The following is a 24,056-nucleotide window of genomic DNA, read 5'->3' as shown; positions in this document are numbered from 1 at the left end:
GTCGAGGCAACCACGGGCCCCTTGTGCTCGCAACGACGCCTCCCGGTGCCGGCCGCACGGCTGTCCGGGTGGGCTCAGCTCGGTTCGCTCAGGCGGTGTCCTCCGCGGCGAGCGCGTCGGTGAGCAGGCCGACAAGGGCGTCGAGCTGGACGTCCGTGGACGACGCGGTGTCCTCCTCGCCTGCCCCGTCCAGCGCCCTCGCGGCCAGAGAGGACTTGCTGTCGATCAGCTCGGCGATCTTGGAGTCGATGGTCTGCGCCGCGATGACCCGCCAGGCGGTGACGGGCTCGGCCTGGCCGATCCGGTGGATCCGGTCGATGGCCTGGGTCTGCTCGGCGTAGGTCCAGGACAGCTCGGCCAGGACCAGGTTGGAGGCCACCTGGAGGTTCAGCCCGACTCCGGCCGCCGTCAGGGAGCACACCACGATCGTCACGTCGGGGTCGTCCGTGAACGCGGCGATGCTCTTCTCGCGCGCCTTGGGCGTCTGGTCGCCGCGGATCGAGGTGTAGCCGATGCCGCGGTCGGCAAAGGTCTGCTCGGCCTGATCCATGACGTCGACGTGCTTGGCGAAGAACACGACCTTGCCGACGTTGCGGGCCAGCTGTGCGGCGTAGTCGGCGGCCAGCCCCGCCTTGGCCTGGCCGATCCGGCGGACCATGGTGAACACGTTCTCGCCCTTGGCCTTCGAGCTCGAGTCCTTCAGCTCGGCCGCCGCCACCCGGCGCGCGAGGTCGAGGTCCACCCCGTCCGTGACGACGTCGTCCACCACGGAGCTCTCGGCACGCGCCTGCACGGCGGACCGATAGCGGTCCACCAGACGGCGGGCGAGCGCCGCCTCGGCGGCACGGATCGAGCGGCCGGCGGCGCCGTCGAGCTCGACCGGCAGGTCCGCCACCCGGCGGGCCGGGATGTCGGCGACGACGTCGGCCTTGCGGCGGCGCACGATGCCCATGTCGATCACGCTGCTGCGGGCGGCAGGGTAGAACCCGGGATCGGCCGGGGTGAGCCCGGTGTCCTCGAGGGCGGCCAGCAGCGGACCGAGCGGCTTCTCGTCGTCGATCCAGCCGAGGAACTGCCAGATCGCCCGGAAGTCCTCGATGTCGTTGATCAACGGGGTGCCGGTGAGCGCCATCAGGAGCGGCCGGGCGGCTCGGTCCCGGATCCGCTCGGAGACGGCGAGCACGTGCCGGGAACGCTGGGAGCCCTTGTTCTTGATGAAGTGCGCCTCGTCGACGATCATGCCGCGGAAGCCGAGGTCACCGAGCCACCCGACGTGCCGGTCCAGGACCTCGTAGTTGACGATCACGACGTCCGCGAACCCGTCGACCCGCTCACCGTCACCGTGGACGACCGTCGGACGTCGGTTCGGCGTCCACATCCCGACCTCCCGCGCCCAGTTCGTCTTGACCACGTTGGGCGCGACGACCAGCAGAGGGTAGGCGTCCGCCGCCTGGGCGGCGAGCAGCGCCTGGGCGGTCTTGCCGAGCCCCGGCTCGTCGGCGAGCAGGAAGGTGCGGTGCCCGCGGGCCGTGGCCTCGACGACCTCGGCCTGGTGGGGCATCAGCTTTCGGCCGCGGGGAGCCGACACCGACCGCGCACCAGGCAGCGGCATGCAGGCGGGCGCGCCGGGGCCGGCGTGCTCGAAGGAACGGAAGAGCGGCTCGAGCAGCTCCCAGCCGGCCAGCCGGCGGACACGCGGAGTCTGCCGCTCGGCGGCGGCCTCGAAGTCCGGGGCGAGGAACGGGTTAGCCAGCTGGCGCGAGATCACCGAGCGGGGCACCACGCGCTTCTCGGCACCGGGCGCCGGGGCGGCCGGCGGGGCCGGCGGCGGCTCCTCGGGCGGCTCCAGCCCAGCGGCGCGCATCATGGTCGCCTTGAAGGTGCGCGCGGCGTCGGAGACCTTGGCGTCCTCGGCGAGCAGCTCGAGCAGGGAGGTGTCCCGGGCAGCGATCCGCGCCAGCAGCGTCCCCACCCCGTCCAGCCGCTTGAGCTGCTGAGCCCGCTGGGACTCGGACAGCTCGCCGTCGGCCCGCACCCGGTCCCGCTCCTCGCGCATGAGGAGCGCGACGACCTGGAACTTCGTCCGCACCGCCGGGCGCGTCGGCGGTCGGCGCACCGCGTCGTCGACCTCGCGCGCGACCTCCGCGAGCACCGGGATGATCCCCTGCTCGGCGGGCCGCGGGGCGCGACGGCGCTGGCCGCCGGACCCCGTCCGTGCGCGACCGGGCCGGCGTTGTCCTGCTCGGGCCACATCTCCTCCTTCGCTGCGTGCGTACGCGCCTGCGGCGCTACGCACCGTTCCCACACCCGCGCCCGGGACCGTCCGGACGTCGAGCAACCGGCCCGGGAGGCAGGCAGCCCCCGGCCAGGGCGCCCGATCGGCCGCCGAGACACCGCGCGGTTCACCCGCGGGCACCGCCCCGCCCCGCGCACACGCCGATGGTGACACGCCGCCGGACGCTTCCGTGAACACAGGCGAGATCCGGCCCGGCGTCGGCTCCGGCAGGCGAGGCCTGCGGGTGCGCAGCCTTGGCGGGCCGAGTCGTTCCGGTTCCCGGCCGGTTCCCGAGCTGGCGGGCAAGGCAACCGATGTGGCCGGACTCCGACTCTACCTGGCCGCGACGCAGAACACGGCAGAGCGATCCGTTGCCGTCAGCGCCGGACCCGGCGGTCCACGGCGATCCAGTTCGTCTCCCACGTCGTACCGCCGTCGGCCGAGAACGCCTGCTCGAACCGCGCCTCGTCCTTGCTCACGCGGACGACGAGGAACCGCACCTTGATCGGACGGTCACCGAGCCGGTCGTCGCCGTAGAACTCGCCGACGCCGTCGCGGAACCCGCCGTACACCGCGGGCGTGAGCAGGCCGTCGCGCAGGTTGACGAAGGTCAGGCTCCACCGCTGCGCCTGCGGCTCGTACAGCCTCAGGTTGAGCGCCTCGATACGGCCGTCCGGCCCCGACACGTCGAGCTCGACGACGTTGGCCCGCCGGTCCGCGAGCGGCCGCACCGTGCTGGTGCCGGTGAACCGGAGCCACTCGTCCGGGGACTCCGAGAGCGGGTCGGCGAGGACCCGCACGCTGGTGCGCCAGGTGCCGATCTCCCAGTCGAAGTCCCGTTGGCCGTCGACGGTCGTGGACGACGCGGGGGGTGGTGCGGCGCCGCCCGATGCCGCCGTCGCGAACAGCGGGAGAGCGGAAAGGCTTGCGGTCAGGATCTTTCGGTATGGAATGGTCATGACCCGACTATCGAGCGGGGCACGACAGTGAACAAGAAGGCACCTGCGGGTAACCCCTCTCGTCCCAATCCGCTGCCGGGCTGCCCGATGGCGGCGGCGTTCACCGCGATCGGCGGGAAGTGGAAGCTGACCCTGCTCTACTGGCTCGCCCACGGGGAGTCCCACTTCGCCGGCCTGCGCCGCAGAGGGGTGCCCATCACGGCCAAGGTGCTGGCCGAACAGCTCCGCGAGCTCGAGGCCGACGGGCTCGTCGAACGTGTGGTGACCGGACCGGTCCCCGCGCCCGTCATCTACCGGCTCACCCCGTACGGGGCCACCGTGCTGCCCGTCGTCGAGGGAGTGCGGGTGTGGGGTGAGGCGCACCTGCGGCGCACCGGTGGTGCTGCCCCGTCCGACACGGCGATGGGCTGCGCCGGCGCGATCGCGTAGGCCGTCCGGCATGCGTCCGGCATGCTGTACCCATGCCGAAGACCTTGCCCTCGGGCCCCACGGTGATCACCGACGACAGCGAAGTGCGTTTCGTTTCCGGGACCGACCAGTTCGCGATCCGTCTCAAGGACGGGCACGTGCACGTGCGCGCCATCGACACCGGCGGCAGCGAGGCCCAGCTCGCCGTGATCCCGACGTCGCGCAGCACCGTCAACCTGCAGATCGAGCACCGCGGGGCACCCGGGCCGGTGGCGGTGGAAGGGCCGACGCTGCGCTGAGAGTCATGGGCATCCCGGTCGTGGGAGACGGGCCGGCCGCCCTCCTCGAGTCCCGGGAGGGCGGCCCTGCCGTCGCTGCTACCGGGCCGGGATGCCTGCCGACTCGCCGCCGTCGGCGATGAACTCGCCTCCGGTGGAGAAGGCGGAGTCGTCGCTCGCCAGGAAGAGCACGAGGGGCGAGATCTCCGTGTCCTCCGCCTGGCGGTGCAGGGCGACGTTGGCGGTGTTGTCGCCGAGCTCCTCGGTCATGGGCGTCCGCACGAATCCGGGGTGCACCGTGTTGGCGCGGATGCCGAACCCGCCGAGGTCGAGCGCCGTCGCCTTGGTGAGGCCGCGCAGCGCCCACTTGGACGCCGAGTACGCGGGCAGGTACGCGTAGCCGGTGATGCCCGCCGTCGACGAGACGTTGATGATGGAACCACCGCCGGCCTCGCGCATGGCGTCGATGACGGCCTTGGTCCCGTTCCACACGCCGGTCAGGTTGACGCCGATGACCTCGTCCCACATCTCGTGGCTGTGCGTCTCGATCGGCTCACGGCGGAAGATCCCGGCGTTGTTGACCAGGATGTCGACGCGGCCGAACTCGCGCACGGCGGTGTCGACCACCACCGTCCACCGGTCCCGGTCACGCACGTCCAGCTCGACGAAGCGTGCGGCGTCACCGAGCTCCTTGGCGACCTGCTCGCCCTGCTCGGTGAGCACGTCGGCGAGCACCACCTTGGCACCCTCCGCCACGAAGAGTCGTGCGTGCGCCGCGCCCATCCCACGAGCGGCTCCGGTGATGATGGCGACCTTTCCGTCCAGCTTTCCCATGAGGGTGTTCCTCTCTGTGTCGCGACTTCTTTCTCGGGTCACGGAGCGGTTCGCCGCTCCGTAGGTCAGTGGTCAGGCGGTCAGTGGTCAGGCGGTCAGGTGCCGGGTGAGCTCGGCGAGCCTGTCCTGGGTGGTCGTGTCGAGCGCGTCGTCGCTCGCGGCGACGACGTCGCCGTCGTCGATGTAGGTACCGGAGGGGACGTCGGCGAGCACCGCCTCGCGGATGCGCTGCGCCCCGTGGGCCACCGGTGCTCCACCGCCGCCGAACATGGCGTGCAGCAGGCCGGTGCTGATGACGCCGGGGCTGATCGCGACGACGCTGATGCCGCGCGGCAGCCGGCCGGCGAGCCAGGCCGAGTAGGTGACGATCGCGAGCTTGGACTGCGCGTACGCCCGCACCGGGTCGTACCCGCGCCGCAGGTTGATGTCGTCCAGCGCGAGGGAGGTCATCCGGTGCGTCGTCGAGCCGACGTTGACGATGCGTCCGCCGTCGTTCATGCCGGGGACCAGAAGGTCCGACCAGAGGGCGAGGGCCAGGTAGTTGACCTGGATCGTCCTCTCGTTGCCGTCGGCCGTGAGCTGCCGGCCCATGCTGCCCGGCACGCCGGCGTTGTTGATCAGCACGTCGATCCCCTCCGCCGTCCCGAGCACCTGCCGCGCGGCCTTGCGGACCTCCGCGAACGACGCGAAGTCCGCGCTCACGTACTCCACGCGTGCCCGGCCCGCGGCGCGCAGCTCCCGCAGTAGCGGCGCGACGTCAGTCTCGGGCTCCGGACCCTGCACGACCAGGAGGTCCGCCTCCTGTGCGAGTCGGCAGGCCGCCGCCGCGCCGATCCCGCTGGTCGCGCCGGTGAGCACGACGGTCCTGCCCTCGATCTCCATCTCTCGTCTCCCTCCTGTGTCTTCCTGCTCGTGTCTTCCTCCGCCGGGCGGCGCGGGCGCACCCGCGCCGCCTCGGTCGTCAGTCGTGGGTCAGCGCTTCCCACTTCGTCATGCGCGCCCGCAGGTCGATCCGCTCGCCGTTCGCGGAGAACGTGCCGTCGCCGCGGTGATGGATCTCCGCACCGGCAGGTGCGGCCGGATCGATCCAGGCCCGCTCGATCCGGAGCAGCCACAGGCTGTAGTCGTCCACGAGGCGGTCGTCCGCGACGGTGCACTCCACGTTGGCGAAGCACTCCGCCACGAGCGGGGCCCGCACCGTCGCCGCGGGCGCCGGGGTCAGGCCGTAGCGGTCCCACTTGTCGACGTCGGCGCCCGACACGTTGCCGATGTCGACGACCGTCTCGAGGAGCTCACGGCCCGGGATGCCGATGACGCACTCGCCGGTCTCACGCAGCGCCGTGTACGAGTGGTCCCACGGCCCGACGACCAGGGCGAGCGTCGCCGAGTGCCGCACCGGCATGTTGAACCCGTTGGTCATCAGGTTCGCGCGCCGCCCCTCCGAGGTGGAGACCAGCACGACGGGTCCCGGCTCGAAGAGCCGGTGGACCTTGTCCAGCGGGTACTGCGCGAACCGGTCGGTGGATCGATCGGTCATGACGGCCCTCAGATGATCTGCTGCGTCGGCAGGATCGTGATCTCGGTGAGGTTCACGTGCCTCGGCAGGCCGGCGACGAACGAGACCGTCTCGGCGACGTCGCGCGACTGGAGCACGTCGATCTGCTCGATCAGGTCGGCCATGAGCTTGCTCGCGTCCGGATCGGTCACGTGGTCGGGCAGCTCGGTGTCGACCATGCCCGGCTCGACGGTCGAGACGCGGACGTTCTTGCGGCCGAGCTCGGTGCGCAGCAGGCGGGTGATGTGGCTGACGTACGCCTTGGTGCCCGAGTAGACCTGGAACTTCTCCAGGACCCGCGTGGCGGCGATCGACGACGTGGTGACGAGGTCCGCCGTCCGGCCCGCGGCAGCGGCGGACTCCAGGGCGGGCAGGAAGCCCTGGATCGTGTTCATGACGCCCTTGACGTTGAGGTCGATCTGGGCGTCCCAGTCCTCGACCTTCAGGTCGCTGATCGAGGCGATGAGCTGGACGCCCGCGTTGGCGAACACCAGGTCCACCTCGCCGAGCTCGTCCGCGATGCGGCCTGCTGCGGCCAGCACCTGCGCGCGGTCCGTGACGTCCGTCGGGACCGCGAGCGCCGTGCCGCCGTTCTCGCGGATGCGTGCCACGACGGCGTCGAGGCGGTCGGCGCGGCGGGCGAGCAGGGCGACCTTGGCGCCGAGGGCCGCGAACATCTCCGCGGTCGCCTCGCCGATGCCGCTCGACGCTCCCGTGACGACAGCCACGCGTCCGTCGAGGGCACCAGGGGTGATGATTCCGGTCATGGTCGTGACTCCTTCTACTGGGTGGTTTGTGCCCCTCGTCCGGGGGCACAACCAGAGTCACGTGCGGCGAGCGGGTGAACCAGGCCGTCGGTTTCCTAGCCGTGACGCAACCAGGCAACGGGCCTGGACGGGCGCACGGCGGCGAACGTAGGGGTGGTCGCCTGATGAGCGCCCATGGAGCGACCGCTCCTACGTTCGACGGATCAAAGGTGCGGGGTGGCGGCGAGGTCTCAGGCCGGCAGGTGGTCGAGCAGGGGGAGCAGCCGCGACGTCGCGGGCCGCGGCGTCGCGACGCGCAGCAGGAGGCCGTCGCGACGGAAGGTCCGGCGGTCGAAGGTCAGCACACCGAGGTCGGGGTGGCGTACCGCGTACGTGTCGAGGAGCTTGAGGCGCAGACGACGTCCGCCCCACAGGCTCTCGAAGCGGGGACTCTCCTCCCGGAGCCGGCGGACGGCGGCTCGTGCCGCCTGCCGGGTGTGCTCGTCGTCGACGGCGTCCAGCAGGGCTGCCACCACGTCGTGCTCCTCGTGTCGGCGGTCGACGAAGAACGACGCGGCGGCAGGGTCGCGGAACACCATCCTGCCTACGTCGGACAGGTCGGCGAAGGGCACGTGCAGGGTGCGCCACCGCCGGTTCGCCTCGACCACGAGCAGCCCGCCGTCGAGCACGACGGCGGGCTCGCGCTCGGGGAGCGCGAGAGCCTGCGGGACGGTCGTGCCGGGCACGACCGCACGCTAGTCCCGTCGTGCCCGGCGAGCCTGGCCCTGTTCCTCCCAGGAACGCGCGGCGGCTCAGGCGGCGATCAGGTCGTCCGGGCCACGGGTACCGAGTCCGCCACGGGCACCGGCTCCGTCACCGGCGTCGATCCCTGTGCGAGCGTACGGAACGCCTGTTCTCCGGTGCTCGCCGGCTCGGCCCGGTACACGACGAGCTGGTGCCCGGGCATGGCGGAGACCTCGAAGGCGTCGAATGTGATGGTGAGCTCACCGACGTCGGGGTGCCGCAGCACCTTCTCGTCGTGTGTCTTCGGCTCCACCTCGTGCGCCGCCCAGAGCTCGGCGAAGTCCGGGCTGCCGGTGGTGAGCCGGTCGAGGAGCTCCTCGCGGCGGGCGGTGCCGGCGTAGAGCCCGGAGGTGGCACGCAGGTTGGCCACGCATCCCGCGGCCGCGCGTTCCCAGTCGGCGTAGAACCTGCGGCCCTCGGGGTCGAGGAACACCATCTCGACAAGGTTCCGCGTGGCGGTGAACGGCCGGAACAGGGCGGTCGCGAGCTGGTTGGCCGCCACGACGTCGAGCAGGGGGTCGAGGACGAAGCAGGCCGCGCCGGGCCAGCCGTCCATGAGGCGCGCGAGGGTCGCGTCGACCGGCTGCGCCGTCTCCGCGAGCTCGGGGACCCACGCGATCTGCGCGAGGCCGTAGGCGTAGCGCCGCTCGTGGACGTTCAGGTCCAGGGCGTGGGCGAGCGCGTCCAGCACCTGCGCCGAGGGGCTCTGCTCGCGGCCCTGCTCCAGGCGGGTGTAGTAGTCCACGCTCACACCCGCGAGCATCGCGACCTCGTCCCTGCGGAGCCCTGGGACGCGTCGCCGTCCCGAGGAGGGAAAGGGCAGGGACTCGACCGAGGCCGCAGCCCGCTTGGCCCGGAGAAAGTCGCCCAGCTCGCTCACTATCGCTCCCGTCGGCAGTGCGACCACCGCGGCGTCCTGTCGACCTCCGCGGAAAGGCTGTCGCAAGGGTGGTTCATGGCTGCGGGCACGATCTTAACCAGGCCGTGACCCGGGCCGCGGTCAGCCGGACGGTGAGAGGGCTGGTCACTCCCCGGAGGCTGCCGCAGGCCGTAGGGTTGCCGCGCGCTTCCTGGGTGCGCGGCGACCTGGTTCGGCGGTGGAGCGGCCGCCAAGGATGGGGGCATTCCACAGACCGGAAGGACACCCCCATGAACTCCCCCGCCAACGCCCGCGCCGTCTCGGACCACGTCCTGCGGAGCGCCGCCGACGACCACCGCCGGATCCTCGTCAAGGGCGCCTACGTCGTCACGATGGATCCCGCGCTCCCCGACCTGCCGCGAGGCGACGTGCTCATCGCGGGCAGCCGGATCGCCGCGGTGGCACCGGACCTGTCCGCCCAGGGAGCCGAGAACGACGCCGTCGTCATCGACGCCGAGGGCTCGATCGTCGCACCCGGTCTGGTGGACACGCACCGCCACGCCTGGGAGGCGACGCTGCGGCGCAGCATCCCCGACGTGAACGACCTCGGGGAGTATGTCGTCTCCACGCTCAGCGGCGTCGCCCCCGTGCTGACCCCCGAGGACGTGTACGTCGGGACACGTCTGGCCGCCCTGACCGCGCTCGACAGCGGCATCACCTGCATGCTCGACTTCGCGCACAACTCCCGGACAGCGGAGCACTCGGACCGCGCCATCGCCGCCCTGACCGACTCGGGGATCCGCGGGGTGCACGCCTCGATGGGCCCGCACTTCGGCGACTGGGACCACCAGTGGCCGGCTGACCTCACCCGGCTGCGCTCCACCTACTTCCCCACCGACGACCAGCTGCTCACCCTGCGCGTCGCGGCCCTGGCCACGGACGAGATCGCCGGGCCGGAGATCGCGTACGGGCCCCGGCTCGCGCAGGTCGCGCGGGAGCTCGGCATCGGCGTGAGCGTCGACGCCGTCTTCGGCGAGCCGTCCTCCCGCGCGGTGCTGGAGTGGGCACGCCAGGGCATCCTCGGCCCGAGCACCACACTGATCCACAGCACCGGCCTGACGGCGGACGCCTGGAAGGCCATGGGCGACACGGGCGCCACCGTCTCTCTCGCCCCCACCTCCGATGCGCAGATCGGGCTCGAGACCGCGGTCCCCGCCGTCGACGAGTCGCTTGCCGCGGGCATCCGTCCCGGGCTCAGCATCGACGTCGAGGTCGCGCTCGTGAGCGACATGTTCACCCAGATGCGTGCGCTGCTGGCGATCCAGCGGATGCGGGCGGTCAACGCCGCCTACGGCACGGACGCCGACGTGCGGCGCATCACCGCGCGCGACGTCCTCGACTTCGCGACCCTCCAGGGCGCCCGGACCAACGGGCTCGGCCACGTGACCGGCTCGGTCACCCCGGGCAAGCAGGCCGACCTGGTCCTTGTCGACGCCGAGGCGGTGAACAACATGCCCCTGAACGACGCCGTCGGCACCCTCGTGCTCGGCACCGACCCGCGCAACGTCCGCGGCGTGTTCGTCGGGGGGCGCGTGCGCAAGTGGGACGGCGAGCTCGTCGGAGTCGACGTCGCCGAGCTGCGGCGCAGCGTGCACGCCTCCCGCGACGGGATCCTCACGCGGGCAGGCGACGGCGCGGCAGCGCTGTCCGTTCCCGGACGCCACTGAGGGGCGGACTGAGCGGCGAACGCGCTCACGGCCTGCCGCTCAGCGGCCGCGAGCGCGTCCAGCACCTCCTCCGCCGGACCTACCTCTGTGCGCCTACCTCCCCGGGATCGGGACCTGCGACCAGTCGGTGTCGGACGCCAGGTAGAAGCCCGGGTGCGCGGGCTGGTTGTAGGTGGTCTGCTGCCTGGCCACCTCGACGCGGTACTGCGGATCGTGCAGCAGGGTGTACATCTTGATGTCGCTCACCTCGGTGGAGAGGTACAACCGGAGCGCCGACGAGTCCTCGGTGCGCACCAGCATCTCCTCGCGCCAGTCGCCGAGCACGTCCGCCACCAGCGAGGGGTTGCCCTTCCAGTAGTTGTTGGTGCGCGTGCCCTCGGCGGTCAGCACGGTGCCGCGTGACCAGTCCTCGATGGTCGGCGTCTCCTCGCGGTCACCGCTCACCACCTGTGTCGTGCCGTCGCCGGCCCAGCGGATGCTCTGGTTGAGGCCCGGGCCGGACTCCTCGAGCGATCGGCCCGTCGCGCTGAGCAGCCCGGCCGCCTGCGGCCGGTCGTCGCCCGCCTGACGGCTGTACCAGACCTCGAGCCCGGGCACGTCGGGGCGCACGTCGCCGATCATCGAGCGTCCGGTGTCGACGCCGGTGTACGCGCCGAACAGCACCTCGCCCGTGGCGGCGTCCCGCATGGCCGCGCCGTAGGGGACTCCGGCTCCTCCCTCGTGGCACGTCCAGATCTCCAGCCCGGGGCGCCCGGGGTCGATGTCGGAGACATGCATGGCGTCCCCGTGCCCCAGGTTCGCCACCGTGCCGGGAGCGGACGAGCCCTCGGGCAGCGTGTCGGAGGACGAGTACATCAGCGTGCCGTCGTCGTCGAGCGTGGCCGAGCCGTAGACGATCTCCTGCCTGCCGTCGGCGTCGACGTCCGCGGCGGACAGCGAGTGGAAGCCCTGGCCCCACAGCTGCGTGAGCTCGTTGTCAGGGTCGGGCCGTACGCCCTTGTTGGCACTGTCGTCGAACGGGTTGCTCATCGGTTTGAACCCGGAGTCCGCGGTCCACCGGGTCGTGATCCGCCGGCCGTCCCACTCGTGGGCGACGATCGCGGCGCGCGTGTAGTAGCCGCGGGCGAAGATCGCCGAGGGGTGCTCGCCGTCCAGGTAGGCGACACCCGACAGGAACCGGTCCACCCGGTTGCCGGGTTCGATCCGCGACCACTCGTAGTCGCCCCACCGCAGGCCGTCGTCCGTGCGGCCGGGCTCGTAGTCCACCGTGTCCAGCGGGCGGCCGGAGCCGCCGTCGAAGACGGTGAGGTACTCGGGTCCGGTCAGGACGAAGCCTTCGAACGTGCGCAGGTCGTTGCGGTTCGACCGGGCCGGCGCCCACTCGTCGATGTAGTAGTCCGCCAGCGCTCGGGCGTCGTCCTCGGAGAGCGGGTAGTCGTACCGCGGCTCGATGCCGAACGCCGCCTCGAGCGTGGCGGGCCACTGGCCGCTGCGGACCTCCGGTTCATCGCTCCAGCCCTGGAACGTGCCCACCAGGTGGTCGGCGTAGTCGGCCGCGCTCCAGCGGTAGTCGTCCTGGTTCGTGACGCCGGCCCTGCGGTCGCGCTTCGAGATCGGGACGTACCGCTCGGCGGCCGGTCTCCCGTTCCGGTACGTCGTCACCGTGGTGCCGGGGGCGGTCTTCACCATGAGCTCGGCCTGGCCGTCCCCGTCGAAGTCGTACACGGGGAACTGGGTGTAGTGCGCGCCGGAGCGGATGTTGACGCCCATGTCGATACGCCACAGCTGGGTGCCGTCGAGCTCGTAGGCGTCCAGGTAGGTGTTGCCGGTGTAGCCCTTCTGCGACACGTCCTTGGAGTTCGAGGGATCCCACTTGAGCACGATCTCGAGCTCGCCGTCGCCGTCCAGGTCCGCGACCGAGGCGTCGTTCGCGGAGTAGGTGTAGCTCTCCCCCGCCGGTGTGACGCCGTCGGCGGGCTTGTTCAGCGGGATGTCGAGGTGTCCGTCGGCCCACGCGGTGACGGGCGCGCTGGGCCGGCCGGCCCGGCCGTCGATCACGGGCGCGACGGTGTAGCGGGCGTCGGCGGCGTCGGCCGCGGCGGCGGTGTCCAGGTAGTTCGTCGAGTCCGTGACGGTGGCAATCCGCTTCCCGTTCCGGTGGACGGCGAAGTCCGGGCCGGCCATCCCGGTATCCGTGTGACCTGTGACCTCAGCACGGAGCAGGCGCCAGGACAGGAACACGCCCTCGCTGGTGCGTGCGGCCACGAGCCCGCGGCCCAGATCCTCCAGCTGTGCACCACCGGATGCCGGGGCGCTCTTCGGCTCGACGGCGGTCGCCGTCGAGCCCGTGGCGGCCAGCAGCCCTGCCATCACGGCAGCCACCGCGCAGGTTGTCGCTCTGTTCTTTCCCGTTCGGTTGGTTCTCATTCGCTCGTTCCCTCCATGCGCCATCGCACGTGCGGTCGTTCGCGAGGCGTCGCCCGGTCGAGCCACGCCGAGACGGCCGGGCGAGCAAGCGAGATGTGGCGCACCCTCGTTGGTGCGTGGCATCTCGGCAGTCCGGCGCCCACCGACTGAATCGATAAAACACGAATCGGTAAGCGTTGTCCACCCCCGACCGTGCGGCTCACCGCAGCTGGTCGTACTGCTCGCGCGCGTCGAGGACCTCCGTGATGTGCGCCTCCGCCCACTGTCCGAGTGCGCTCAGCGGCGCGTGCAGCGTCCGCCCCAGGTCGGACAGCTCGTACTCGACACGAGGCGGAACCTCGGCGTAGACCGACCGGTTGACCAGCCCGTCGCGCTCCAGGTCCCGCAGCGTCTCGGTCAGGACTTTCCCGCTGATGCCTTCGACGGCGCCCTTCAAGTCCCGGAACCGCGTCGGCCCTCGACCCAGGACGATCACGATCATCGCGGTCCACTTGTTGGCGATCCGCGCCAGCGACGTGCGCGAAGGACAGGTGGCGGTGAGCACGTTCCAGTCAGGTTCGTATGACATGGGTCACGAGGCTCCATCGGTTACGTTGAGGTGACTGGTTTCGAATAGTGACTATAGGCGAACAAGGAAGCCACGCACCAAGGAGAGTCAGATGAGCGAGTCAGTCAACACCGCAGCGGTGGCCCAGCGGTACTACGCGGCGATGTCCTCCGGCGACATCCCGGCGGGAACAGCCCTCTTCGCCGACGACATCCAGTGGCACCAGCCCGGCGCCAACCAGTTCTCCGGTGACCACGACGGCGCCGCGTCCGTGGCCGCGATGCTCGGCGGCATGATGGCGGCATCGGAGGGAACGTTCGCACTGACGTTCACCGGCGCGCCGATGGTCAACGGCGCACTGGCGACGATCCCGGCGCACTTCGCCGGAAGGCGCGAGGGCGCCGAGATGTCGATGGACGGCGTGGACGTGCTGCGCGTCGACGGCGACAAGATCGTCGAGATGTGGCTGTTCTCGGCCGACCAGGACGCCGAGGACGCCTTCTGGGGCAAGGGCTGAGCCCATTACCCCCGGCCGCCCGTCCGGCGTGGGGTGGGCGCCGCGGCGAATATGATCGCGGCGCTTTCCCTTCGCGGTTCAAGGCGTTTCCAGGACGGGCGCCTTCACCCTTCTCGACCCTTCGCGCGTCCCTTGACACCATGGGATGCATTGTCCAACCCAGAGCGGGCGCCGCGATCGCGAAACGCACCAGCCGAAAATTTCACCCTCGGCTTCGGCGGCGATCAAAATGACCTGAGATGTCGCATAATCTACCGGCAGGAAAAACACTTTCCCGAGGCATCTGATCTCGCGCGGCGATATCCCCGAGCCACATTCTCGCAGGTCAATCTCGATTGTGATGGCAACACGCAAGACGATACACGCGACCCCTGGGACCACTGCCGCGATTTCCAGTCCGAAACGCCACGTTGCCCAGAATCGGCGAGACCACCCTCAGCGAGCAAAATGATCCTGAATTGACACCGTTCCGGGCGCGCAATCATCCACCTCTGCGTAGTGTCCAACGCATCCACAATGCGCGATTGCGTCTCCGTGGTTCAGAGGACCGGAAGGGGTTTTCATGAGAAAGCATAAAGTCCAGCGCGGAGAGGCGACCACACGGCCACGTTCGCCCCGACGCGCTGCCATGGGTACGGCCCTTGCACTGGGCGGCTCACTCACACTTGTGCTCGCGACGCAGCAGGCGTGGGCGATCGGCACGCCCGTCGACCTCGGCACCGCCGGCACGTACTCGGTGCTCGGTGGCCAGACCGTCACCAACACCGGGCCTTCGGTCCTTTCCCACAATGTCGGCGTGAGCCCGGGTACGGCGATCACAGGGTTCCCACCCGGCCTCGCCCTGGGCGACACACACGCCGCGGATGCCCACGCGCTCCAGGCGCAGAGCGACCTCGTCACCGCGTACAACGACGCCGCGGGCCAGGCGCCCGACGCCAGCATCTCCGGCGATCTGGGCGGGCTCACCCTTGAGCCGGGGGTCTACAACGCCTCCAGCTCGATCGGGCTCACCGGGACGCTCACCCTCGACGCCGAGGGCGACCCGGACGCAGTGTTCATATTCCAGGTCGGATCCACCTTGACGACCGCGAGCGACAGCACCGTCGCGCTCCTGAACGACGCGCAGGCCTGCAACGTGTTCTGGCAGATCGGGAGCTCGGCCACGCTGGGCACGGACACCACATTCGTAGGCACCATCATGGCGCTGACATCGATCAGCGTCACCACCGGCACCACCGTGGACGGGCGCGCCCTGGCTCGCAACGGGTCGGTGACCCTGGACACCAACGTCTTCAGGCGGAGCGGCTGTGAGACCACTCCGCCGTCCTCGCCGCCGCCGACAGGCAGCCCTTCGCCCACGGACAACCCGACGGGGCCACCGACAGATGGTCCCACCACACCGCCGACCGACGGCCCGACCGGACCCCCCACCCCGACTCCGCCCGGAGACGGCGGTCCCGGCGATGACAACGGGACCCCCGGCGGTCCGGGCGACGGGAACGGGAACGGGAACGGGAACGGCAACGGCAACGGGAACGGAACTGGCGAAGGCGACCGGAGTCCGGACACTCTCGCCGCGACCGGGCCGTCCGTCAATGCGCCCCTGCTCGCCGTGTCACTCGCTGCGATCGCAGCCGGAGTTGGCCTCATCGCAACCAGCCTCCGGATACACCGTCGCAGGCCCTGACACGCGCGCGGTCGTGGTGGCCTTGACCGAACCACCACGACCGCCCCGCAGGCGCACGCCGGACTTCCCGGTGTCGCAGCACGGGACATGAGATTGCGAGTGCATGGCCATCTGTTTAGCCTCGCACGGTGAACAGCCGCCCTCATGCCAAGCCGCTGCCGACACGAAGGACGAGAGCCATGCCCACTCGCTCCGCTCGAACGCCGACGACGCCCCAGAGGACGACCGCACCTGGTCACCGGTACGTGGAAGCATTTCGACAGCTGACGGCCGAGGCCCACGATGCGGGCCTGGTGCGGCGCCGATACGGCTTCTACTGGACCATGATGCTGTTCTGGACACTGTTCACGGTGGCGATCCTGGTCGGTGTGACCATGCTGGGTGACACCTGGTACCAGCTGCTCCTGGCAGCCCTGCTCGGCCTGGCGATGGCGCAGTTCGCGTTCCTCGGGCACGAAGCGGCCCACCGGCAGATCTTCGCTTCGCGCGGCTGGAACGAATGGACAGGCCGTGTCATCTCCGGTCTGTTCACCGGACTCAGCTACGGCTGGTGGGTGGACAAGCACAACCGCCATCACGCGAACCCGAACAAGGACCGCGTGGATCCCGACGTCAGGGCCGGGGTGATGTCCTTCACGCCGGACGTGACCGACGAGCGCACCGGCCTCGCCGCGCGGCTGAGCCGGTACCAGGGCTACTACTTCCTGCCGCTGCTGCTCTTCGAGGGCTTCTCCCTGCACGTCAGCTCGTTCCGGGCCATCTTCGCGGGCAGGGGCGTCGCGCACCGGTGGACCGAGATCCTCTTCGTCGGGATCCGGGTGCTCGGCTACCTCGCGTTGCTGTTCCTCGTCCTCCCGCCCGGGATGGCGGTCGCCTTCGTCGTCGTGCAGGTCGCCGTGTTCGGGTTCCTGCTGGGCGGTGCCTTCTCCCCCAACCACATCGGCATGCCCACCGTCCCGCACGACGCCGACATCGACTTCCTGCGCCGGCAGATCTACATGTCCCGCAACGTCCGCGGCGGACCGCTCGTGCACTTCTTCATGGGCGGCCTGGAGTACCAGGTCGAGCACCACCTGTTCCCCCGGGCACCCCGTCCGAACCTGCCCGCCCTGCGACAGATCGTGCGCCGGTACTGCGCCGAGAACGACATCCCGTATACCGAGACCTCGCTCGGTGGAGCGTTCCGCACGATCATCGCCTACCTGAACCAGGTGGGACTCAAGAACCGCGACCCCTACACCTGCCCGCTCGTGCGCCGGTTCCGGGGCTGAAGCGACGCGAGCCCAGGTCCGCAAGCGGGTTCACGCCGCCATCCCTCGCCACACCACGCCGAACGCGGCCTGCAGACGATCGCGGGTGGCCGGGTCGTCGAACCGGTCACCGCGCACGACCACCTGGTAGCAGGCAGCACCGGCTTCTGGAGGGCACGGTCCGTACTGCGCACAGAACGCCCGGTGAACAGGCAGTGGCTCACCCGACCAAGGGCGTCGTCAGGCACTTCCCTTGCGACGGCCGGCCAGGCTCTCGGCCACGCCGATCAGGAGAACGGCCGCGATCACCGCCACGATGAAGCCCAGGACGTTCAGCTCGAAGATGTCGCCGGTGCCGAGCAGATTGGCGATGACGCCACCGATCACCGACCCCGCCAGCCCGAGCAGGAGCGTGGCCACCAGCCCCAGATTCTGCTTGCCCGGCTTGAAGAGGCGCGCCAGGGCGCCGATGACCAGACCTGCGACGATGAAACCGATCATGGGTATCAGTCCTCCGTTCGTCAGCCGTGTTGACTGCAACTCACACTTGCAGGGCCGGTCACCCTTCGCCACCCGGAACGGATCTGCACGGCCGACGAGAACCGCTTGACCTTGACCTGAGGTCAAGGTGGACGCTCGTCGTATGAGCAACCACCACACGAACCCGACCGACGCGACCAGCTCGACCTGGACCGGCATGGTCCCTGTCGACGACACGGCCCTGGCCGTCACGGACACCGGCGGCACCGGCGTCCCCGTCGTCTACCTCAACGGCTCGTACGCCTCCCAGCGGCACTGGAAGCGCGTGATCGCCGATCTCGGGAGCGGCTACCGTCACATCAGCTTCGACGAGCGCGCCCGTGGCGGGTCGGGGCAGTCGGCGGACTACTCGTTCGAGGCCTGCCTCCGCGACATCGACGCGATCCTCGCTGCCCGGGGTGTCGACCGGGCGCTGCTGGTCGGCTGGTCGTACGGTGCACTGCTGGGGGTGCACTGGGCGAACCGTCACCCGGAACGCACCCTGGGCGTGGTCGGCGTCGACGGCCCCTACCCCGTCGGCTGGACCACCGACGCCGAGCACGAGGAGATCCGGAAGGTGTTCCGCAGGATGAGGCTGATGCTGCCGCTCGCCCGCCGACTGGGGATGGCCGCGCGCTTCTCCGGCGAGCAGCACGTGGAGGTCGCCATCGAGGCCCACCTGCTGCACGCCGCCCTCACGCCGATCCTCGAGACAGTGCCGGTCCCGGTCCGGTACGTTGTGGCCTCCGGCGAGGCAGTGGGCAGCCGTGACGACCTGCAGGAGCAGATGCGCAAGACCCTCGAACCGCTGCTGATCCGTAACCCGAACCTGAAGGTGGGCGCGAAGGTGGCCAGCAACCACGGGAGCATCCTGCGCAAGGACTCCCCCGCCGTCGCCACCGTCGTGCGCGAGCTGGCCGCCACCGAGAGCGCGCAGGGTCGGCCCGGGCGATGAACAGGTCGGCGGGAGGCATCACCATCGGCCAGGCGGCGGCGTTCGCCGGCGTCACCATCAAGACCGTGCGGCACTATCACAAGCTCGGTCTGGTCGAGGAGCCGGAACGGGACAGTTCCGGGTACCGCCGGTACGGGTCGGACGACCTGCTGCGCCTGGTGCAGGTCCGGACCCTCGCCGCCGCCGGCGTCCAGCTCGCCGACATCGGCACGCTGCTCGACGCCGACGCCGAACGGTTCGCCGCGGCGCTCTCCGACGTCGAGCAGCGCCTCACCGACCGGATCGACGACCTGGTCGCCCGCCGCGACACGCTGCACCGGCTCTCCGACGACCGGGCGCTGCTCCCCGACCGTGCCTGCGCGGTCCTGGACCGGATGCCCGGCCTCGGCTTCGACCCCGACTACGTCGCGGGCCAGCGGGAGGCGCTGGTGCTGTTCCGGGCGCTGGTCCCGGAGGGCTTCGACAGCTTCGTGACCCAGCTGGAGCACCGGCTCGACGATCCCGAGTTCGTCGACCTGACCCAGCGCAGCTGGGACGCGCTGTCCTGGGAGCCGGACGACCCTCGGATCGCGGAGCTCGCCTCCGCGCTGGCCGACAACCTGCTGGCCAAGCCCGAGCTGCTGGCGATGCCCGCGGAGTTCCGGTCCCAGCCCGACACGGCTGCGCGGTACGGGATGGTCAACACCCACGGCCAGGAGGAGTGGCCGACGTCGGCCCGGCTGACCGCGCTCGTCGAGGACAAGCTCCGCGCCGCCGGCGTGCCGGTCCCTCGTCAGTAACGACGGTTCACCTCGGGCGGGCGGGAAGGAAGTAGCGATCGCTCGTCGCGCGCAGCTGCCGTTGCGCGTCGACGTCGTACGAGACCGGCGGGGTGCGGGTGTCGACGTCGCGCAGGAAGTAGCGCCCGGTCACGCCCGCGAGCGCCGGGTCGATGGCCAGGCGGAGCGCAGCCGAGGCGCCCTGTTCAGGGGTGAGCAGGAATCGGCGGATCAGCCCGCGGAACGGTCGCAGGGCGGGCGGCACGAGATCGTCGACGATGTTGGTCGCGGCGATTCCCGGGTGTACCGCGTTGACGGTGACGCCTTGGTGCTGGAGCGTGCGCCCAAGGTCGTACCCCGCCATGACAGTCAGCAGCTTGGCCCGCGCGTAGGCGTGGAAGGGCACGAAGCCGTCGGCGGGGTTGAGCCGGGTGAGGTCGCTGAGCTGGTCCGCGCTGATGGTGGCGGGGCGCGGGCGGCCGAGCAGCTTCACCTGCCGGGTATCGCGCACCGTGTCCGAGACGACGTTCACCACGCGCGCCCTGCCGCGCTCCAGCGCCTCCCGGAGCAGGAGGGTCAGCCCGTGAGCGGCGAGGTAGTCGACGGCGATGTGCCGCTCCACGCCGTCCGGGGAGAGCCGGTGCTCGCTGAAGTGCGCCCCGGCATTGTTCACCAGGACGTGTACAGCTGACCACCGGGCGAGGACCGCGGCGGCGGCATCGATCACCCCGTCCCGGCGCGAGAGGTCGCCGGGCACCACGTCGAGACGGCCGGTGCCCACCTCCCGCTCGATCTGCTCGCGGAGAGAGTCGGCCCTGCGCGGCTCTCGGGCGACCGTGATCACGTGCATCCCGGAACGGGCGAGCTCCAGTGCGATCACCCGGCCCATCCCGCCGGTCGCACCGGTGACCACGGCCACCTGTGGCACCGGTGCCGGCTGCGCGGTCACCGGTGGATCCTCGGGAGAGCGCGGACGAACCGGGCGGTCTCCGCCTCGTGGACGAGGAATGCGGCAAGGTCTGCCCTGCTGACGGAGCTCCACAGCCGGATCGGCAGCGAAGTCCCGACCCGGTACGCGCCGTCGGCCGCGGCGTCCGTCAGGTTCGGCGGGCGCACGATCGTCCACTCCAGCCCCGAGCCGGTGATGAGCGGCTCCATGGACTCCTTGTCCTTCAGCTTCTCGCCGACGCCGGCCCACGCCGCGCGGGAGTACAGCGACCGGTCATGGGTCTCGAGGACGCCGTGAGCGCTCACGACGATCAGTCGCGACACGCGCGCCGCGTCCATGGCGGCCACGGCTGTGCGGGTGCCTTCCGTGCACACCGTGGTCGGGCCCTTGCTCGCACCACCGAGCGCACTGATCACGACGTCGGCCCCGGCGAAGGCACTGGTCAGCGTGTCGGCGTCGGAGAGATCGTCCCAGACCTCCTCGAGAAGCCGGGGTCCAGGCTCGAACGAGCCTGCCCGACGGGTCAGGGCGATCACCTCGTGGCCACGTTCCACGGCGGTGGTCACGACATGGCGGCCCGTGCCGCCGGTTGCCCCGAGGACCGCGATCCTCAGAACTTTCGATACAACTTGTCTCATAGCTACACCGTGGCACCGACGTGGACTGTGAGTCAAGACGTCTCATAGGCTGGCTCCATGGCATCCCAGACCGATCCGCGGTACCTACGCAGCAGGGCGGCGATCCTCGACGCCGCGCGCGAGCTGCTCCTGGAGCACGGACCCACCGCGGTCACGCACGCACAGGTCTCCGAACGAGCAAAAGTCGGCCGCGCCACCGTCTACCGGCACTGGCCCCGCAGCGACCAGCTCCTCAGCGAGGCCATGACCACGGTCCCCATGTCCTTCTTCGGCGCCCCGACCGCCCCCACCCGGGACTGGATGCGCACCGAGCTCACGACGATGGCGCGCCAGCTCGAGCACGACGCCGTGCGTGCCGTGGCCACCACCCTCGCGAACACCGCACTGTGGGACGCGAACATGGACGCCCGGCGGGAACGGTTCGCGTCCGCACTCACCGAGCGCCTCGCAGCCGCCCTCGACGACGCCGAGAAGCGAGGCGAGGTCACGTTGAGGACCGACCCCCGGTCCGCCGCCGCGCTCGCCATCGGCCCCCTCCACTACCGCAGCACCATCGAGCACGGCGCGGTCGACCCCGAACTCGTCGAGGCCGCCGTCAACGCCGTCGGGACATGGAGGTGACCCTCTCGACAACTCGTAGCATCCCGACGAGCCGGGGTAGAGGTCGAAGCCGCGCCGTGGCCAGGGACGGTCCACGTTGCAGAGCGACGTCTCCTAGGCCCGACCCGCCCCGTGTCCCGAACGCCGGGGTGCGTCCCACTCGAGCCGCAGCACGCACGCGTCGTCGTGCTCGTTGAGGTCCCCGCCCAGCAGGGACGAGACCAGGTCCTCGTCGGCAGCCCCCGGAGCGCCCGCGGCCGCCTGGGCGAACACCTCCAGGCCCCGGTGCAGGCTGCGGTCACGCCGCTCCACCATCCCGTCGGTGTAGAACCACAGCACGTCACCGCTGGACAGCTCGAGCTCACCTGCCTCGGGCTCCGTCGACAGCGGGGCCCCGGCCTGCCGCCCGGACCGGACCGCCGCGGCCGACGTCCGCTCTGCCTGGGCCGCGACGAGGGTGGCCACCCCCAGAGGAGGCCAGCGCCCTTGCCACAGGAACCCCGCACCCCCGCCAGGCCGGGTCACGAGCGGCGGAAGGTGACCGGCGCACGCGAAGACGAGCCGACCAGTCGTGACGTCGAGCTCGGCGTAGACGAGCGTGGTCCCGAAACCCACGCCACGCCGACGGACGAATCGGTCGACATGCCCGAGCACTCCGGCCGGGCCGACACCGCTCTCCGCGCAGCTGCGCACGACCGTCCGCAGCTGTCCCATCGCGGTCGCGGACTGCAACCCGTGCCCGACGACGTCGCCCACCGCCAGTGCGAGAGTCACGTCGTCCACCCAGAACGCGTCGTACCAGTCGCCGCCGATCTCCAGCGAGCGCTCCGCGGGCCGGTAGTCCGTGCTGATGCGGGCACGGTCCGGCTGCGGCAGCTCGTCGGTGAGCATCGCGCGCTGCAGCTCGTGCGCCACGGAGATGCTCTGCTCGTGCAGCACCGCGCGATCGAGTGCGACGCCACCCTGCTGACCGGTGGCGGCAAGAGCACCGAGGTCCAGCGTGTCGTCACCTGCTCGCAGCCGCGGTTCGAGGACCAGGACGCCGTGGAAGGCGTCCGCGCCGGACAGCGGCACCACGACGTGGCCGTCGGGCAGCTCGACCACGTCGCCGGTCGCGTCGCCGGTCGCGTCTCCGGTCGCGTCTCCGGTCGCGTCTCCGGTCGCGTCTCCGCTCGCGTCTCCGTCCGCGGCGGCGCCCAGGTCCGGGTCCACGCCGAGACCGCCGGCCGTGCCACCGGCATGGGCGGCGTCCGCCAGATCCGTCAGGAGCGTCGTGGACGGCTCGTCGAAAGGACCGTCCCCCCGTTGCGCCCGCAGCCTCGGCTTCCCCTCACTTTCGACGAGCCAGACCGCCGCGGCCCCCGCACGGAACTCACGGACCGCCGCATGTACGAGCGCCTCGCAGACCCCTTCGACTCCCGCGGCCCGGGCGAGTGCGGTGGTCGTGACCAGGAGCGTGTGGACACTCGCCGCGAACCGCTCCGCCTCGGCGCGGGACGCGACCAGCTCACGCTCGAACCGTGACCGCTCCCGGGCGTCGAACAGGGCGACGTCGATGAGCGTGTCGCCGTCGCCCTCCCCGTGGCCGCCGTGCAGCTCCGCGGAGAGCAGGACCGGGCGCGGTGTGCCGCCCGCGCGGAGCTCGACGGCGATCTCCTCGACCCGGCCCTGCAGGCGCAGCAGCGGGGCGAGGTGCGTCTCCCAGTAGATCCGTCCACCCACGGACAGGAGCGCGCTCAGCCGCGTGCCCAGCAGGTCGCGCGCGGTGCCGTCGTCGAGCCAGCCGCGGAACGTGTCGTTGGCGTCGAGGATCGCTCCCGCGCCGTCGAGACGGAGCAGGGCGACGGGAGCGGAGGCCCACGAGCGGGCACGACCCAGCGGCGTCACCGCGAGAGGTACTCGCGCATCGCGGTGATCAGCGCCCGGGGTGCGCTGAGGTTGGGACAGTGGCCGACGGCGTCGATCAGCACGAACTCGCTGTCGCCGAGGTGCTCGTGGACGTACCGACCCACCTCGACCGGGGCGATGGCGTCCTCGCGGCACTGGACCACGAGGCTCGGCGTACGGACAGCGGCGAGGTCGGCGCGGTTGTCGGAGAGGAACGTCGCACGGGCGAACCGCTTGGCGATGGCCGGGTCGGTACGGCAGAAGGAGTTGGTCAGCTCCTCGCCCAGCTGCGGCCGGTCCGGGTTGCCCATGATCACCGGGGCGATGAACTCGGACCAGCCGAGATAGTTGACGTCCATGGTCTCGAGAAGCTCCTCGATCTCCTCGGCCGTGAACCCTCCGCGGTAGCCGTCGTCGTCGATGTAGCGAGGGCTGGGGCCGACCAGCACGAGGCGGTCGAAGAGCTCCGGCCGCCGAGAGGCGGCGAGCAGCGCGATCGTGGCGCTCACCGAGTGGCCCACGAACACGACCGGGCCGAGTTCCAGCTCCTCCAGCAGCTCGACCACGTCTTCCGCGTAACCGTCGAGGGACGCATGCCGGTCGGTGTCGTACGCACCGGGGTCCGAACGGCCGGCACCGACATGGTCGAACAGGACGACCCGGTGGTCCGCCTCGAACGCCGGGGCGACGAGCCGCCACATGGACTGGTCGCAGCCGAAGCCGTGCGCGAACACCATGGCCGGGGCACCCTCCGGCGCGCCGGAGATCTGCGCGTTGTGGCGGGCGGTGACGATCATCCGGCAAGTCTAGGCACGGCCGGCGACCCGATTTTTCGCCCGCGCGCTCCCACGAGAGCGCGGGTAGGTCGCGCCCCAGG

At 71.0% G+C, this 24,056-nt stretch carries 24 protein-coding genes; 9 read left to right on the top strand and 15 right to left on the bottom strand.

What is annotated here, in order from left to right:
* Positions 1–88: 88 nt before the first annotated feature.
* Both LUU90_RS11300 and LUU90_RS11295 read right to left on the bottom strand, forming a co-directional pair.
* Positions 89–2,251 carry a DEAD/DEAH box helicase gene (locus LUU90_RS11300; protein WP_275003521.1) on the bottom strand — a complete coding sequence of 721 codons (2,163 nt, stop codon included), beginning with the start codon at positions 2,249–2,251 and terminating at the stop codon, positions 89–91.
* A gap of 401 nt (positions 2,252–2,652) precedes the next feature.
* Positions 2,653–3,234: a hypothetical protein gene (locus LUU90_RS11295; RefSeq protein WP_275003520.1), complete on the bottom strand. Its 582-nt coding sequence runs from the start codon at positions 3,232–3,234 to the stop codon at positions 2,653–2,655.
* 27 nt (positions 3,235–3,261) lie between these two features.
* Between LUU90_RS11295 and LUU90_RS11290 the strand changes: the two genes are divergently transcribed.
* A complete protein-coding gene (locus LUU90_RS11290; RefSeq protein WP_275003519.1) occupies positions 3,262–3,663 on the top strand; it encodes a winged helix-turn-helix transcriptional regulator in 402 nt (133 codons plus the stop codon).
* A gap of 32 nt (positions 3,664–3,695) precedes the next feature.
* Positions 3,696–3,941 (top strand): hypothetical protein, encoded by a 246-nt coding sequence (locus tag LUU90_RS11285; protein ID WP_275003518.1) that lies wholly within the window; start codon positions 3,696–3,698, stop codon positions 3,939–3,941.
* A 78-nt stretch (positions 3,942–4,019) separates the two neighbouring features.
* Here LUU90_RS11285 and LUU90_RS11280 read toward each other — a convergent pair whose 3' ends face one another.
* From LUU90_RS11280 to LUU90_RS11255, 6 genes are all read right to left on the bottom strand, one after another.
* On the bottom strand, positions 4,020–4,754 hold the full coding sequence (locus tag LUU90_RS11280) for a glucose 1-dehydrogenase (protein WP_275003517.1): 735 nt from the start codon (positions 4,752–4,754) through the stop codon (positions 4,020–4,022).
* 87 nt (positions 4,755–4,841) lie between these two features.
* Positions 4,842–5,636: an SDR family NAD(P)-dependent oxidoreductase gene (locus tag LUU90_RS11275; RefSeq protein WP_275003516.1), complete on the bottom strand. Its 795-nt coding sequence runs from the start codon at positions 5,634–5,636 to the stop codon at positions 4,842–4,844.
* A 79-nt stretch (positions 5,637–5,715) separates the two neighbouring features.
* Positions 5,716–6,291, bottom strand: coding sequence for a flavin reductase family protein (locus LUU90_RS11270; RefSeq protein WP_275003515.1), 576 nt, complete (start codon positions 6,289–6,291; stop codon positions 5,716–5,718).
* Positions 6,292–6,299: 8 nt separating this feature from the next.
* The gene (locus LUU90_RS11265) at positions 6,300–7,076 is read right to left on the bottom strand and encodes an SDR family oxidoreductase (protein ID WP_275003514.1); all 777 of its coding nucleotides are present in this window, start codon (positions 7,074–7,076) and stop codon (positions 6,300–6,302) included.
* 230 nt (positions 7,077–7,306) lie between these two features.
* Positions 7,307–7,801 carry a hypothetical protein gene (locus LUU90_RS11260; protein WP_275003513.1) on the bottom strand — a complete coding sequence of 165 codons (495 nt, stop codon included), beginning with the start codon at positions 7,799–7,801 and terminating at the stop codon, positions 7,307–7,309.
* A 77-nt stretch (positions 7,802–7,878) separates the two neighbouring features.
* Positions 7,879–8,766 carry a helix-turn-helix domain-containing protein gene (locus LUU90_RS11255; protein ID WP_275003512.1) on the bottom strand — a complete coding sequence of 296 codons (888 nt, stop codon included), beginning with the start codon at positions 8,764–8,766 and terminating at the stop codon, positions 7,879–7,881.
* Between the two features lie 242 nt (positions 8,767–9,008).
* Here LUU90_RS11255 and LUU90_RS11250 point away from each other — a divergent pair, with 242 nt between their 5' ends.
* Positions 9,009–10,445 (top strand): amidohydrolase family protein, encoded by a 1,437-nt coding sequence (locus LUU90_RS11250; RefSeq protein WP_275003511.1) that lies wholly within the window; start codon positions 9,009–9,011, stop codon positions 10,443–10,445.
* 93 nt (positions 10,446–10,538) lie between these two features.
* Here LUU90_RS11250 and LUU90_RS11245 read toward each other — a convergent pair whose 3' ends face one another.
* Both LUU90_RS11245 and LUU90_RS11240 read right to left on the bottom strand, forming a co-directional pair.
* On the bottom strand, positions 10,539–12,872 hold the full coding sequence (locus tag LUU90_RS11245; protein ID WP_425596219.1) for a rhamnogalacturonan lyase: 2,334 nt from the start codon (positions 12,870–12,872) through the stop codon (positions 10,539–10,541).
* A gap of 199 nt (positions 12,873–13,071) precedes the next feature.
* Positions 13,072–13,440: a winged helix-turn-helix transcriptional regulator gene (locus tag LUU90_RS11240; RefSeq protein WP_275003510.1), complete on the bottom strand. Its 369-nt coding sequence runs from the start codon at positions 13,438–13,440 to the stop codon at positions 13,072–13,074.
* A 91-nt stretch (positions 13,441–13,531) separates the two neighbouring features.
* Here LUU90_RS11240 and LUU90_RS11235 point away from each other — a divergent pair, with 91 nt between their 5' ends.
* From LUU90_RS11235 to LUU90_RS11225, 3 genes are all read left to right on the top strand, one after another.
* Entirely contained in the window at positions 13,532–13,936 is a 405-nt protein-coding gene (locus LUU90_RS11235) for a nuclear transport factor 2 family protein (RefSeq protein WP_275003509.1), read from the top strand.
* Between the two features lie 628 nt (positions 13,937–14,564).
* On the top strand, positions 14,565–15,623 hold the full coding sequence (locus LUU90_RS11230) for an ice-binding family protein (protein WP_275003508.1): 1,059 nt from the start codon (positions 14,565–14,567) through the stop codon (positions 15,621–15,623).
* A 245-nt stretch (positions 15,624–15,868) separates the two neighbouring features.
* Positions 15,869–16,894: a fatty acid desaturase family protein gene (locus LUU90_RS11225; RefSeq protein ID WP_275003507.1), complete on the top strand. Its 1,026-nt coding sequence runs from the start codon at positions 15,869–15,871 to the stop codon at positions 16,892–16,894.
* Positions 16,895–17,113: 219 nt separating this feature from the next.
* On the opposite strand, the gene LUU90_RS11220 is transcribed toward LUU90_RS11225, so the two are convergent.
* Entirely contained in the window at positions 17,114–17,374 is a 261-nt protein-coding gene (locus LUU90_RS11220) for a GlsB/YeaQ/YmgE family stress response membrane protein (protein WP_275003506.1), read from the bottom strand.
* Between the two features lie 142 nt (positions 17,375–17,516).
* Here LUU90_RS11220 and LUU90_RS11215 point away from each other — a divergent pair, with 142 nt between their 5' ends.
* Both LUU90_RS11215 and LUU90_RS11210 read left to right on the top strand, forming a co-directional pair.
* Complete coding sequence (locus tag LUU90_RS11215) at positions 17,517–18,347, top strand: alpha/beta fold hydrolase (RefSeq protein WP_275003505.1); 831 nt, start codon at positions 17,517–17,519, stop codon at positions 18,345–18,347.
* Entirely contained in the window at positions 18,344–19,126 is a 783-nt protein-coding gene (locus LUU90_RS11210) for a MerR family transcriptional regulator (protein ID WP_275003504.1), read from the top strand. Before LUU90_RS11215 ends, LUU90_RS11210 begins: the two co-directional genes overlap by 4 nt.
* 7 nt (positions 19,127–19,133) lie before the next feature.
* Here LUU90_RS11210 and LUU90_RS11205 read toward each other — a convergent pair whose 3' ends face one another.
* Positions 19,134–20,054, bottom strand: a complete 921-nt coding sequence (locus tag LUU90_RS11205; protein ID WP_275003503.1) for an SDR family NAD(P)-dependent oxidoreductase — start codon at positions 20,052–20,054, stop codon at positions 19,134–19,136.
* The gene (locus LUU90_RS11200) at positions 20,051–20,692 is read right to left on the bottom strand and encodes an NAD(P)-dependent oxidoreductase (protein ID WP_275003502.1); all 642 of its coding nucleotides are present in this window, start codon (positions 20,690–20,692) and stop codon (positions 20,051–20,053) included. Before LUU90_RS11200 ends, LUU90_RS11205 begins: the two co-directional genes overlap by 4 nt.
* 57 nt (positions 20,693–20,749) lie before the next feature.
* Between LUU90_RS11200 and LUU90_RS11195 the strand changes: the two genes are divergently transcribed.
* Positions 20,750–21,313 carry a TetR/AcrR family transcriptional regulator gene (locus LUU90_RS11195; RefSeq protein WP_275003501.1) on the top strand — a complete coding sequence of 188 codons (564 nt, stop codon included), beginning with the start codon at positions 20,750–20,752 and terminating at the stop codon, positions 21,311–21,313.
* A gap of 93 nt (positions 21,314–21,406) precedes the next feature.
* Here LUU90_RS11195 and LUU90_RS11190 read toward each other — a convergent pair whose 3' ends face one another.
* Positions 21,407–23,179, bottom strand: a complete 1,773-nt coding sequence (locus LUU90_RS11190) for a SpoIIE family protein phosphatase (protein ID WP_275003500.1) — start codon at positions 23,177–23,179, stop codon at positions 21,407–21,409.
* Positions 23,176–23,976, bottom strand: coding sequence for an alpha/beta fold hydrolase (locus LUU90_RS11185; protein WP_275003499.1), 801 nt, complete (start codon positions 23,974–23,976; stop codon positions 23,176–23,178). The genes LUU90_RS11190 and LUU90_RS11185 overlap by 4 nt, the downstream gene beginning before the upstream one ends.
* Between the last annotated feature and the right edge of the window lie 80 nt (positions 23,977–24,056).

This window comes from Promicromonospora iranensis (assembly GCF_028994775.1).
Taxonomy (GTDB): domain Bacteria; phylum Actinomycetota; class Actinomycetes; order Actinomycetales; family Cellulomonadaceae; genus Promicromonospora; species Promicromonospora iranensis_A.
Note: the sequence above shows the minus strand (reverse complement) of the source record. Positions and strands in the feature narration are given on the sequence as shown.